The 12,670-nt window shown below is 73.2% G+C and carries 8 protein-coding genes and 1 pseudogene; 4 read left to right on the top strand and 5 right to left on the bottom strand.

The genetic code is table 11. From position 1 onward, the window contains the following. Window positions 1–17 precede the first annotated feature (17 nt). Window positions 18–521 (top strand): annotated as a pseudogene (locus ACIPUC_RS05940) (GNAT family N-acetyltransferase); the annotation flags it as partial. On the opposite strand, the gene ACIPUC_RS05935 reads toward ACIPUC_RS05940, so the two are convergent. Next, on the bottom strand, window positions 427–1,383 hold the full coding sequence (locus tag ACIPUC_RS05935; RefSeq protein ID WP_446586982.1) for an EamA family transporter: 957 nt from the start codon (window positions 1,381–1,383) through the stop codon (window positions 427–429). The pseudogene ACIPUC_RS05940 and the gene ACIPUC_RS05935 overlap by 95 nt on opposite strands. A 101-nt stretch (window positions 1,384–1,484) precedes the next feature. On the opposite strand from ACIPUC_RS05935, the gene ACIPUC_RS05930 reads away from it, so the two are divergent. Both ACIPUC_RS05930 and ACIPUC_RS05925 read left to right on the top strand, forming a co-directional pair. Then, window positions 1,485–2,441, top strand: a complete 957-nt coding sequence (locus ACIPUC_RS05930) for a LysR substrate-binding domain-containing protein (protein ID WP_446586981.1) — start codon at window positions 1,485–1,487, stop codon at window positions 2,439–2,441. 55 nt (window positions 2,442–2,496) lie between these two features. Continuing rightward, window positions 2,497–4,257, top strand: a complete 1,761-nt coding sequence (locus ACIPUC_RS05925; RefSeq protein ID WP_446587623.1) for a glycoside hydrolase family 3 protein — start codon at window positions 2,497–2,499, stop codon at window positions 4,255–4,257. Window positions 4,258–4,334: 77 nt separating this feature from the next. Here the strand turns inward: ACIPUC_RS05925 and ACIPUC_RS05920 are convergent, their stop codons facing one another. Together ACIPUC_RS05920 and ACIPUC_RS05915 are read right to left on the bottom strand one after the other, a co-directional pair. After that, on the bottom strand, window positions 4,335–5,768 hold the full coding sequence (locus tag ACIPUC_RS05920; RefSeq protein WP_446586980.1) for an aminopeptidase: 1,434 nt from the start codon (window positions 5,766–5,768) through the stop codon (window positions 4,335–4,337). A gap of 84 nt (window positions 5,769–5,852) precedes the next feature. Further along, window positions 5,853–6,254 carry a hypothetical protein gene (locus ACIPUC_RS05915; protein ID WP_446586979.1) on the bottom strand — a complete coding sequence of 134 codons (402 nt, stop codon included), beginning with the start codon at window positions 6,252–6,254 and terminating at the stop codon, window positions 5,853–5,855. 245 nt (window positions 6,255–6,499) lie between these two features. On the opposite strand from ACIPUC_RS05915, the gene ACIPUC_RS05910 reads away from it, so the two are divergent. Next, the gene (locus ACIPUC_RS05910) at window positions 6,500–7,054 is read left to right on the top strand and encodes an EF-hand domain-containing protein (protein WP_446586978.1); all 555 of its coding nucleotides are present in this window, start codon (window positions 6,500–6,502) and stop codon (window positions 7,052–7,054) included. Window positions 7,055–7,066: 12 nt separating this feature from the next. On the opposite strand, the gene ACIPUC_RS05905 is transcribed toward ACIPUC_RS05910, so the two are convergent. Then, window positions 7,067–10,858 carry an ABC transporter ATP-binding protein gene (locus ACIPUC_RS05905; RefSeq protein ID WP_446586977.1) on the bottom strand — a complete coding sequence of 1,264 codons (3,792 nt, stop codon included), beginning with the start codon at window positions 10,856–10,858 and terminating at the stop codon, window positions 7,067–7,069. A gap of 129 nt (window positions 10,859–10,987) precedes the next feature. Further along, complete coding sequence (locus tag ACIPUC_RS05900; RefSeq protein ID WP_446586976.1) at window positions 10,988–12,670, bottom strand: thiamine pyrophosphate-binding protein; 1,683 nt, start codon at window positions 12,668–12,670, stop codon at window positions 10,988–10,990.

Genomic DNA, 12,670 nt, shown 5'->3' with positions numbered 1-12,670 from the left:
AGAGTTGGCGCATGGCTGAAAGCGTGCGGCTGCGGGAGCCGGAGCCGGGAGACCTGGGGTGGATCGTGCAGCGCCACGGCGCGCTGTACGCCGCCGAGTACGGGTGGAACTCCGATTTCGAGGGCCTGGTCGCCCGAATCGTCGCGGACTTCGCCGAGGACCACGACCCCTACCTGGAACGGGTGTGGATCGCCGAGCTGGACGGCCGTCCCGTCGGCTCGGTGATGTGCGTACGGGACGACGGCGCGCCCGGCACCGCCCGGCTGCGGCTGCTCCTGGTCGACCCGGAGGGCCGCGGCCGCGGCATCGGCACCCGGCTGGTCTCCGCCGTCGTCGGCTTCGCCCGCTCGGCCGGCTACCGCGAGCTGGTGCTGTGGACCAACGACGTACTGACCGACGCCCGCGAGCTGTACCTGCGGGCCGGGTTCACCCTGATCGCGGAGCGGCCGCACCGCTCGTTCGGAGTGAGCCTGACGGGACAGGACTGGCGGCTGCCGCTCCAGGAGGACCGGCCGCGGTGAGCGGGCCCCGCGAGGGTGCCAGCGAGGTCAGCGCCACGCCGCCGACCAGGAGTACGGCCGCCAGCCAGCGCAGCCCCGAGACGGACTCCCCGAGGACCAGGGCCGCCGAGGACATCCCGAACACCGGGACCAGCAGGGAGAACGGCGCCACCGAGGAGGCCGGGTAGCGGCGCAGCAGGTAGCCCCAGGCGCCGAAGCCGAAGACGGTGGACACCCAGGCCACGTAGCCGATGACGGCCGCCCCGGACCAGTCCAGGGCGCGCAGCGCGGCCAGGTCCCGCTCGGGCCCCTCCAGCAGCAGGGAGAGGGCGAACAGCGGCAGCACCGGCACCGTGCACACCCAGACCATGAAGTTCAGCGCGTCGGGCGGTGAGGCCTTGCGGGTCAGCACGTTGGACACGCCCCAGCAGGCGGCGGCCGCGACGACCAGGGTGAAGCCGAGCACCGGCCCGGACGTCCCGCCGTCCGCGGCGGCCACCGCGATTCCGGCGAGCGCCACGCCCATCCCGACCACCCGTACCCGGCCGGGCCGTTCGCGCAGCAGGACCGCGGCGAGGACGGCGGTGAACACGGCCTGGACCTGGAGCACGAGGGAGGACAGCCCGGCCGGCATACCGGCGGCCATGCCGGTGAAGAGCAGGCCGAACTTGGCGATGCCGAGGGCCAGGCCGACTCCGAGGATCCACTTCCAGGCCGCCTTGGGCCGCCCGACGAAGAACACGGCGGGCAGGGCGGCGACCAGGAAGCGCAGGGCGGACAGCAGCAGCGGCGGGAAGTGGTCGAGTCCGATCTCGATGACGACGAAGTTGAAGCCCCAGACGGCGGCGACGAGCACGGCGAGTGCGGTGTGTACGGGACGCATGCTCCGAGCATCGGCGCCCTGACGATGTAGCACCAGCGCGGATCCCTACCGGGCTGGATGAAGCATTGCTTACGCATGACCCGGGGTGCCACGATGGAGGCATGCTCGATCTCGCCCGGCTGCGCGCCCTGCACGCCGTCTCCGTCCACGGCTCGGTCGCGGGCGCGGCCGCCGCCCTCGGCTACACCCCCTCCGCGGTCTCGCAGCAGATCTCCAAGCTGGAGCGCGAGACCCGCACCACCCTGCTCGAACGGCGCGGGCGCGGGGTCGCGCTCACCGAGGAGGCCCGCCATCTGGCCGACACTGCCCAGGAGTTGCTGGCGATCGTGGAACGCGCCGAGACCACCCTGGAGGAGCGCCGCGGGCAGCCCAGCGGGCTGCTGACGGTGGCCGCGTTCGCCTCGGCGGCGCGCGGGCTGCTGCCGGGGGTGCTGGCCGACCTGGCCCGCCGCCATCCGGCGCTCGACGTACGCCTCACGGAGGTGGACCCGCACCTGTCGGTGGACCTGGTGGCCCGGGGCGTCACCGATCTGGCGGTGGCCCACGACTGGGACATCGCGCCGCTGCCGGCCCCCGAGGGCGTCGAACAGGCGGTGATCGGGGACGACCTCTGCGATCTGGTGGTGCCGGCCGGGCACCCCTTCACCACGCGGGACGTGATCCGGCGGGCGGACCTCGGCGGCGAGCGCTGGGTGTGCCAGCCGCCGGGGCGGGTCTGCCACGACTGGCTGATGCGGACCCTGCGCACGGCCGGCTTCGAGCCGGGCATCGCGCACGTGGCGGAGGAGAACCACACCATCGTCGCCCTGGTGGCGGCCGGGCTCGGGGTGGCCGTGGTCCCCCGGCTGGGCACCGGCGCGCTGCCGCCGGGCGCGGTGGCCGTCCCGCTGGAGCCCGGTCCCGTACGCCGGCTGTACGCGCTGTGGCGGACGGGGGCCGCCCGCCGCCCGGCGATCACCGAGGCCGTACGGACCCTGCAGGAGCACTGGACGTCGCAAACAGGTCATCCGGGGGAACTCCCGAGTGTCCGTCACCCCGGGGGCCCGGTCCCGCAGTAGGGTCCGGCGCGTGCCGAACCACGCCTCCCGCCGGAACCTGCTCGCCGCGGCCGCCATGGTCGCCGTCGCGGGGGCCGGGGCCGCCTCCGCCGTCGCGGGCGGCTATCGGAGCACCGACGACGCCCGCAACCCCGGCCGCGCCCCGGTGCGGTCGGTGCGCCGCCTGGTGGACCGGATGAGCCTCGCCGAGAAGGTCGGGCAGCTCTTCGTCTCCCGCGCCTACGGGCACGCGGCGACCGAGCCCGACCCGGCGGACGCCGAGAAGAACCTGGAGCTGTTCGGGGTGCGCACCGCGGCCGAGCTGGTCTCGCGCTACCACCTCGGCGGGATCATCTACTTCGCGTGGGCCCACAACACCCGCACCCCGCACCAGATCGCCGCGCTCTCGGCCGGCCTCCAGCAGGCCGCCCGCGCCTCCGGCCCCGGCATCCCGCTGCTGCTCTCCACCGACCAGGAGCACGGCGCCGTCGCCCGCGTCGGCAAGCCCGCGACCCTGTTCCCGGGGGCGATGGCCCTCGGCGCGCAGCACGCCGCGACCGGCTCCACCGCCGACGCCCGCCTCGCCGCGCGCATCGCGGGGGCCGAGCTGGCGGCCATGGGCGTCCGGCAGGACTACGCGCCGGTCGCGGACGTCAATGTGAATCCGGCCAATCCGGTGATCGGCGTACGGTCCTTCGGCGCCGACCCGCGTGCCGTGGCGGAGCTCGTCGCCGCCCAGGTCCGCGGCTACCAGGAGGCCGGTGTCGCGGCCACCGCGAAGCACTTCCCGGGGCACGGGGACACCGCGACCGACAGCCACGTCGGGCTGCCGGTGATGCGGCACAGCCGGGCCGACTGGGAGGAGCTGGACGAGCCGCCGTTCCGGGCCGCGGTGGAGGCGGGCGTGGACGCGGTCATGACGGCGCACATCGTCTTCCCCGCGCTCGACCCCTCCGGCGATCCGGCGACGCTGTCCCGGCCGATCGTGACCGGCATCCTGCGCGAACGCCTGGGCTTCCGGGGGGTGGTGGTCACCGACGCGCTCGACATGGCCGGGGTGCGGCAGAAGTACGGGGACGACCGGGTGCCGGTCCTGGCCCTGCTGGCGGGCTGCGACCAGCTGCTGAACCCGCCGGACCTGGGACTCGCGCACCGCAGCGTGCTGGCGGCCGTGGAGAGCGGCGAGCTGACGGAGGAGCGGATCGACGAGTCGGTGCTGCGGATCCTGGAACTGAAGGCGCGCCGGGGCCTGTTCGACGATGCGGGCACCTCGGCCGGGGACGTGGACGCCGCCGTCGGTACTCCGGAGCACCTCGCGGCCGCCGACGCGATCGCCGCCCGTACGACGACCGTCCTGGCCAATCCGTCCGGGCTGCTGCCGCTGGACGCGTCGGCCGCGCCCCGGCTGCTGGTCACCGGGGCGGACCCGGCCTCCCCCAGCGGCACCACGGGGCCCCCGACGGCCGTCCTGGCGCGGGAGCTGACCGCCCTGGGCTGCCGGGCCACGGCCCTGCCGCCCGCCCGCGCGGCGGCCGCCGCGCCCGGCCACGCGGCGGTGCTCGTGTGCACGTACAACGTGCCCGAGGGGGACGACCCGCAGCGCGCCCTGGTGGCCGGCCTGCTGGCGACCGGGGTGCCGGTCGTCCTGGTGGCGATCCGCAATCCGTACGACGCGGCCCGGCTGCCGGCCTGCGCCGCCGAGCTGGCGACGTACTCCTGGACGGATGTGGAGATGCGGGCGGCGGCCCGGGTGCTCACCGGTGCGGTACGGCCGGCCGGCCGCCTGCCCGTCCCGGTCCCGGGCCGCTACCCGCTGGGCCACGGGGTGACGTACTAGACGTCAGCGCGTCTGGACGTCACCCCGTCTGCACGTCACCCCGTCTGCACGTCAGCCCGTGGTGCGACGGGCCGGGGCTACGGCCGCAGCTGCGGCTCGCGCTCCAGGTCCCGCTGGTCGAGCTGCGCGTCCGGCGCGGCCAGCGGCGCCGCCTTCGCCTCGTCGGCGATCGCGGCGGCCGGGGCGACCCCGGCCCACTGGAGGATCTTCGCGGTCGCGAGGGCCTTCTCGCCGTCGAGCAGCTTGGCGACGTTGGCCCCGTGGTTGGCGCCCGGAGCGATCATCACGTGGCTGTCGCGCGCCCCGTAGCCGAGGCGGAACGGCTCGGCGCCCCACGGGTCGTTCTGCCCGTACACGAACAGCATCTGGTGGGCGTTGTCGCGCACCCAGGTGTCGATGTCCTTCATGGCTCCCGGCTGGAAGGTCATGGGGATGTCGCGGGGCACGAAGTTGCGCGGCGGCTGGTAGCCGTAGCGGCTCAGGTTGCCCAGGTGGGGCTGCTTGATGTCGGGCGACCCGAGCTGCGTGCCCGCCTGGTAGTAGTACGGCGTGTACGTCGTCAGGCCCTGGTCGGAGTAGGCGGAGAAGCCCGAGATCGCGTCGATCGTGTCCCAGATCTCCTGGTCGCTCGCGGTCGCGGCGGCCGGGACGGAGGCGCAGTCGGCGAGCAGGCTGTACTGCCAGAAGGCCCACACGTAGTCGAGCACGACGGCCTCGTAGGCCTTGTCGAGGTTGCCGACGGTGGTGAAGGTCCAGCCGTTCTCGGCGGCGGCGGCCGCGTACTTGGCCTCCAGCGGCTCCCGGCGCACCAGCGCCTCGCGCTGCACCGCGTTCAGCTTGTCGCGGCACTCCTTGGTGCCGACCTTGCTGAAGAAGCGGTCGTAGGCCGAGTCCTCGTTGTTGACGACGTCGTTGGGCGCGACGTAGGCGACGACCCCGTCCATGTCGCGCGGGTAGAAGCGCTCGTAGTACGTCGCCGTCATACCGCCCTTGCTGCCGCCGGTGGACAGCCAGTTCTTGGGGTAGATCTTCTTCAGCGCGCCGAAGATGCGGTGCTGGTCGCTGGCGGCCTGCCAGATGTCCAGGTTCGCCCAGTTGGCCGGGTCGGGCCGGGAGGGCGTGAAGAACCGATACTCCATGGACACCTGGTTGCCGTCGACGATGGTCGTCGGCTCACTGCGGCGCGGGTTGGTGTTGACGTTGTAGCCGGAGGTGAAGAACACCGTCGGGCGCGAGACGTCCTTGTGCAGCAGCGTCAGGCGCTGCTTGAAGGTGCCCTGCCACGGCTTCCGGTGGTCCACCGGCTGCTCGTAGTTCAGTACGAAGAAGCGGTAGCCGGGGTACGGCTTCTCCTCGATCAGGCTCATCCCGGGAATGCCGAGGATCTGGTCCTTGATGTCCGTGGCGGCCGCGGGCCCTGCGGCGGTGGCCGCTTGTGCCGTGGAGCCGGCCGCACCCATGGTGCCGATCAGCACCACGAGTGACAGCAGCCATCCGAGCGTCTTGCGCATTCACCCTCCCCTTGAGTTCACTTCGGTCGCGGTGAACCTAGCGGGGCGAACATGCTGCTGAACAGACCTAGTTGGGCCGGTCCCTCAACAAAGGATCCAGCCGGATTCGGCCGATTCGGACCCCACGCTCCCTTTTACGTACACGCAGCGGCCGACGGCGCCCACGGTGACCGGACCGGCATAACGGGTGAATCGCCCGATGTCGCGGATCGGCACCCCGCCGCGGCCCTGGATGCTCAGCCCCATCTCCCGCCGCTCACCGGGGACACGGGCCACCGTGACCGCGCACGCCTGGGTGCGGCTCTTGTACACGCGCACCTCACCCGCCGCGAACGGCAGCGTCCTGGCAAGCCGGCCGGGGCAGCCGCCGGCGACCGCCCGCTCGCCGCGCCCGCCCTGCTCCGGCGTCGCCGCCTGCGCGGCCGGAGCCGCGAACAGCCCGCCGGCGCAGAGCCACAGCGCGGCCGCGAACACCCCGAGGGGCACGGCCCACCGACCGCACCCCCGCCACCCCCTCGACCTCCGCAACACCCTGTCCCCCGATCGGTCGTACGTACAACGTACGTACGCACGTACGACGCGCGGACCCCCCGAAAGGTTGCGGCGGACCGCCCGTCGCCCGTAAGGGTGCATCCGCAACCCCCGGGCGGAAGAACGGGAGTTCACGAGCAGAGGGGAGATTACGCTGGGTTACCCATCTCCCGCCCTCCGTAGCCGTGAAAGGCATTTACGTGACGAACGACCTGCTCGACCGCAAGCTGGAGCGCTCCTTCAACCGCCTCGACGCGGACGGGAGCGGTGTGATCGACGCGACGGACATCATCGCGCTCGGCTCCCGGCTGCTGGCGGCCCTGTCCGAGCCCGGCGACTCGCCCAAGGCGGAGGCGGTGATGAACGGGCTCGCCGACTTCTGGCAGGACCTGTTCACCGAGCTGGACATCGACCGGGACGGCAAGGTCACGCCCGAGGAGTACAAGGTGGGCATGACCCGGCTGTACGCGCAGGGCGGCGCCGCGTACGACCGCTCGTTCCGGCCGATGATGCAGGCGATCCTCACGGTCGTCGACACCGACGGCGACGGGCGCATCAGCCCGGAGGAGTTCCACCGGGCCCAGGTGGCCTTCGACACGGAACTGAGCCCCGCCGAGGCCGAGGCGCTGTTCCAGCGGATCGACGCCAACGGGGACGGCACCCTCACCGTGGACGAACTCCTCGACGCCGTACGCGACTACTACACCGGCACCGCCGAGGACGCCCCGGGCAACCTGTTCTTCGGCGAACTCTGACCCGCCCGGCGGTCAGGCCGCCGCGTGCTCGTCCTCGCCGGCGAAGGTGCGCCACAGCTCGGCGTACCGGCCGCCGCGCGCCAGGAGTTCGGTGTGCGTACCGTCCTCGACGACCTGCCCGCGGTCCATGACCACGACCCGGTCGGCGCGGGCGGCCGTGGTCAGCCGGTGCGCCACCACCAGCGTGGTGCGCTTGCCCGCGAGCCGGTCGGTGGCCTGGTTGACCTGGGCCTCGGTGGCCAGGTCCAGGGCGGCGGTCGCCTCGTCGAGCAGCAGCACGTCCGGGTCGACGAGTTCGGCCCGGGCCAGTGCGATCAGCTGGCGCTGCCCGGCGGAGAGGTTGCGCCCGCGCTCGGCGACGGTGTGCAGGTAGCCGCCGTCGAGCGTGGCGATCATGTCGTGGGCGCCGACCGCGCGGGCGGCGGCCTCCACCTCGGCGTCCTCGGCGTCGGGCCGCCCGTAGGCGATGGCGTCGCGGACGGTGCCGGGGAACAGGTAGGGCTCCTGGGGCACGACACCGAGCCGGTGGCGGTACGCCGTCAGATCGAGCTCCCGCAGATCGGCCCCGTCGGCGGTGATCCGGCCGGAGGTCGGGTCGTAGAACCGGGCCACCATCTTGACCAGCGTGGACTTTCCGGCTCCGGTCTCGCCGACGAAGGCGACGGTCTGCCCGGCGGGTATGCGCAGGCTGATCCCGGCCAGCGCCTCGCCCTTCTCACCGCGCTCCTCGGCCGTGCCGTAGGCGAAGCGGACGTCCTCGAAGGCGATCTCGCCGCGCAGTTCGGGCAGCGCGCGGGGCGCTTCGGCGCGCGGGGTGCTGGTGGGCTCGCGCAGCAGGTCCTGGATGCGGCCGAGGGAGACGGTGGCCTGCTGGTAGCCGTCGAAGACCTGGGACAGCTGCTGGACGGGGGCGAAGAACAGGTCGATGTAGAGCAGGTACGCGACCAGCGCACCGGTGGTCAGCGTGCCCGCCTCGACCCGGCCGGCGCCGACGATCAGGACGGCGGCCGCGGCGCCCGAGGACAGCAGCTGCACGAAGGGGAAGTAGACGGAAATCAGCCACTGGCCACGCACCCGGGCCTCGCGGTACGCGTCGCTGCGCTCCGCGAAGCGGCGGGCGCCGGAGCCCTCGCGGCGGAAGGCCTGGACGATGCGGAGCCCGGCGACGGACTCCTGGAGGTCGGCGTTGACCAGGCTGACCCGGTCGCGGGCGAGCTCGTACGCGGCGACGGACTTGCGGCGGAACACGATCGTGCCCAGCACCAGCACGGGCAGCGTGGCGAAGACGATCAGCGCGAGCTCGACGTCGAGGACGAGGAGGGCGATCAGGATGCCGAAGAAGGTGAAGACGGAGACGACGGCCGTGACGAGCCCGGTCTGCAGGAAGCTGGACAGGGCGTCCACGTCGGTGGTCATCCGGGTCATGATCTTGCCGGTCAGCTCGCGCTCGTAGTAGTCGAGGCCGAGGCGCTGGAGCTGGGCGAAGATCTTGACGCGGAGCGCGTACAGCACGCGCTCGCCGGTACGGCCCGTCATCCGGGTCTCGGCGAACTGCGCGGCCCACTGCCCGACGACGACCGCGAGGGCGAGCGCGGCGGCGGCCCAGACCGCGCCGAGGGCGGCCTTCTCCACGCCCTGGTCGATGCCGTGCCGGATCATGATCGGCAGGAGCAGACCGGAGCCCGCGTCGACGGCGACGAGGCCGAGGCTGATCGCGAGCGGCGCCCAGAATCCGCCGAGCAGGCGGCGCAGGCCGTAGCTCTCCTCGGCGGACGCGGCGCGGGTCTCGTCCACGTCGGGCTCGTCGTCGGCGGGCGGCAGGGCGGCGACCTGCGCGAGCAGCTCGGGGGTGGCTGGCATGCCCGGAACGGCGGCCGACGCGGCGGCTTTCTCGGACTCCTCCTGACGCCTCCAGAGCTCGGGGGTGATCCCGCCCCCGACCCGGCGCTTGGCGCTGACGGGCTCGGAGTCGATCTCGGCCTCGAGCTCGATGTCCCGCTCGATGTCGCGCTCGAACTCGGCCATCGGCAGGGCGTCGCGGGTGCGCGGCGAGCCGGCGCCGAGCGCGTCGGGGTCGGTCAGCAGCCTGCGGTAGAGGGCGGAGCGGCGCTCCAGCTCCTCGTGGGTGCCGATGTCGGAGAGCCGGCCGCGGTCGAGTACGGCGATCCGGTCGGCCAGCCCGAGCGTGGAGCGGCGGTGGGCGATCAGCAGGGTGGTCCGGCCGGCCATGACGGAGCGCAGCGCCTCGTGGATCTCGTGCTCGACGCGGGCGTCCACGGCTGAGGTGGCGTCGTCGAGGAGGAGCAGCCGGGGGTCGGTGAGGATGGCCCGGGCGAGCGCGACCCGCTGGCGCTGGCCGCCGGAGAGGGTGAGCCCCTGCTCGCCGACCTTGGTGTCGTATCCGGCGGGCAGCGCCTGGATGAACCCGTCGGCCTGGGCGGCGCGGGCGGCGGCCTCGATCTGCTCGTCGGTGGCGTCGGGGTGGCCGTAGGAGATGTTGGCGCGGAGGGTGTCGGAGAAGAGGAACGAATCCTCCGGCACGAGTCCGATGGCGCCGCGCAGGGAGGCGTACGTCAGCTCGCGCACATCGTGCCCGCCGACGCGTACGGATCCGCCGTCGACGTCGTAGAACCGCGGCAGGAGCAGCGAGACGGTGGACTTCCCGCTCCCCGAGGCCCCGACGACGGCGACGGTCTCCCCCTCGGCGACGGAGAGCGAGAACCCGTCGAGGACGGGCCGCTCGGGGTCGTACCCGAAGCGGACCTCGTCGAACGAGATGGTGGCGGGCGCGTCGGCGGGCAGCTCGTGCGTGCCCTCCGCGATGACGGGCTCGGTGTCGATGAGCTCGAAGACCCGCTCCACACCGGCCCGCGCCTGCTGCCCCACCGTCAGCACCATGGCGAGCATGCGGACGGGGCCGACGAGTTGGGCGAGGTAGGTGGAGAAGGCGACGAAGGTGCCGAGGGTGACCTGGCCCCGGGTGGCCATCCAGCCGCCGAGCGCCAGCATGGCGACCTGGCCGAGGGCGGGTACGGCCTGGAGGGCGGGGGTGTAGCGCGAGTTCAGCCGGATGGTCCGCATCCGGCCGGCGAACAGCCGCCGTCCGGCGGTGCGCAGCTTGGAGGTCTCCTGCTCCTCCTGGCCGAAGCCCTTGACGACGCGGACGCCGGTCACGGCGCCGTCGACGACGGTCGCGACGGCGGCGGCCTGGCCCTGGGCGTACCAGGTGGCGGGGAAGAGCTTCTTGCGGCTGCGCTTGGCGATGAACCAGAGGGCGGGGGCCATCAGCAGTGCGACCAGGGTCAGCAGCGGCGAGAGCGCCAGCATGATCCCGAGGGATATCCCGAAGAGGAGGAAGTTCCCGATGGTCATCGGGAGCATGAAGAGCAGGCCCTGGATCAGCTGGAGGTCGCTCGTGGCCCGCCCGACGACCTGTCCGGTGGACAGTTCGTCCTGCCGCCGCCCGTCGAGGCGGGCGATGGTGTCGTACATGTCGGTGCGCAGGTCGTGCTGGACGTCGAGCGCGAGCCGCCCGCCGTAGTACCTGCGGATGTAGGTCAGCGCGTACACGAGGAGGGCGGCGGCTATGAGCATGCCCGCCCAGGGCCCCATGGGCTTGGACCGGTCCCCGATGACGTCGTCGATGATCACCTTGGTGACCAGCGGCACGAGCGCCATGACGGCCATGCCGGCCAGCGAGGACCCGAGCGCGAGCAGCACGTTGACCTTGTAGCGCCACGTGTACGCGGCCAGCCGCCTGCCCCAGCCCTGTTTCTCCCCAGCCGCCGTCTCTGCCGCCGTCACGTGTGGCCTCCCCGTTCGTCCGTCCTACCGGAAGCCCCAACGCCCCGACCGGCGTATTTCATCCCGCCGCAACGATCGCACTGGGGTCCGGACGCCGCGAGCGGGCTTCACCCGTCAGGGCGTTCCGGCTCAGAGGTGGGTCGCGGCGAACATCTTGAGGGTGGTCGGGAGGACGACGACCGACGGGCCGGGGGTGGCCAGGGCCTTCTTGAGGTCCGAGGTGAGGGACTCGGGGGTGGTGGTGGTCGCCGGGACGTCGAAGGCGGCCGCCAGGGCGGCGAAGTCGGGGCGGGTGAGCTCGGTTCCGGTGGCGCGGCCGAAGGACTCCGTCATGTACTCGCGCAGGATGCCGTAGCCGCCGTCGTCCACGATCAGCCAGGTGACGTCGAGGCCGTGCTGGCGCGCCGTGGCCAGCTCCGCGATCGAGTACATCGCGCCGCCGTCGCCGGACACCGCCAGGACCGGGGTGCCCGGCTCCGCGACGGCCGCGCCGAGGGCCGCCGGGAAGGCGTAGCCGAGGCCGCCCGCGCCCTGGGCGGAGTGCATGGTGTTGGGGTGCTTGGCGTCGAAGGCCGACCACGCCCAGTAGGACAGGATCGTCATGTCCCAGAAGGACGGGGAGCGCGGCGGGAGAGCGGCCCGGATCGAGGTCAGGAGGTCCTGCTCCAGGGCGACGTCCTGGGTGGACAGGCGGTCCGCGATCTCGGACAGGACCATCCTCACGCGGTCCGGAGCGTACGGGTCCGGGCGCTCGGCCACCGTCTCCAGCAGGGCCTGGAGGGCGAGGCGGGCATCCGCGTGGATGCCCAGGGCCGCGTGGTTGGACTCCAGCTTCCCGAGGTCCGCCTCGATCTGGACGACCCGGCCGGTGGGGAAGAAGGTGTGGTAGTTCGAGGACAGCTCGCCCAGGCCCGAGCCCACGACGAGGAGCACGTCCGCGTCCTCCAGGAAGTCGGTCATGTGGCGGTCCTCCAGCCAGGACTGGAGGGAGAGCGGGTGGGTCCACGGGAAGGCGCCCTTGCCGCCGAAGGTGGTGACCACGGGGCTGTTCAGGCGCTCCGCCAGCTGCTTGAGCTTGCCCGCCGCGTCGGAGCGGATGACGCCGCCGCCCGCGATGATCACCGGGCGGGCGGCCTCGGACAGCCAGTGGGCGGCGACGGCGGTGAGCTCCGGGCGCGGGGCCAGCTCGTGCGGGGTCGCGTCCATGCCCGTGACCTGCGGGATGAACGTCTCGGCGCGCAGCACGTCCTCCGGGATCTCCACCCAGACCGGGCCGTGGGGTGCGGTGAGGGCCGATTCCCAGGCCTCCGCGACCACCGACGGGATCTGCGAGGGGGTACGGGCCGTGTGGACCGACTTGACCACGTCCCGGAAGGACGCCGCCTGGTCGCGCAGCTCGTGCAGGTGGCCCCGGCGGCCGCCGCCCAGGCCCGCCACCGGCACCTGGGAGGAGATGGCGAGGACCGGGGCGGAGGCGGCCGCCGCCTCCGCGAGCGCCGGCAGGGCCATCAGGGCGCCCGGCCCGGTCGACAGCAGCAGCGGCACGGCCTCGCCCGTGATGCGGCCGTACGCGTCCGCCGCGAAGCCCGCGTTGTTCTCCGTGCGCAGCGTGACGAGGCGCAGGTCCGAGCGGCCGACCGCGTCGAAGACGGCCAGCGCGTGCTGGCCGGGCAGCCCGAAGACGGTGGTCGCGCCCAGCGAACGCAGTGTCTCCACGACCAGGTCCCCGCCCGTGCGGCCCGGCGGCGGAGCCAGCGCGGCGGCCGTCTGGGCCTCGGTGGGACGGAGAACCAGGTCGTGGTCGTGCGTCAC

It is taken from the genome of Streptomyces sp. LARHCF249 (assembly GCF_052871255.1).
This window is presented reverse-complemented; position numbering and strand designations above follow the sequence as displayed.

What these genes read in the sequence shown, in the direction of transcription:
- ACIPUC_RS05935 (WP_446586982.1), bottom strand. Translation starts at nt 1,383, where the DNA reads ATGCGTCCCGTACACACCGCACTCGCCGTGCTCGTCGCCGCCGTCTGG.
- ACIPUC_RS05930 (WP_446586981.1), top strand. Translation starts at nt 1,485, where the DNA reads ATGCTCGATCTCGCCCGGCTGCGCGCCCTGCACGCCGTCTCCGTCCAC.
- ACIPUC_RS05925 (WP_446587623.1), top strand. Translation starts at nt 2,497, where the DNA reads ATGGTCGCCGTCGCGGGGGCCGGGGCCGCCTCCGCCGTCGCGGGCGGC.
- ACIPUC_RS05920 (WP_446586980.1), bottom strand. Translation starts at nt 5,768, where the DNA reads ATGCGCAAGACGCTCGGATGGCTGCTGTCACTCGTGGTGCTGATCGGC.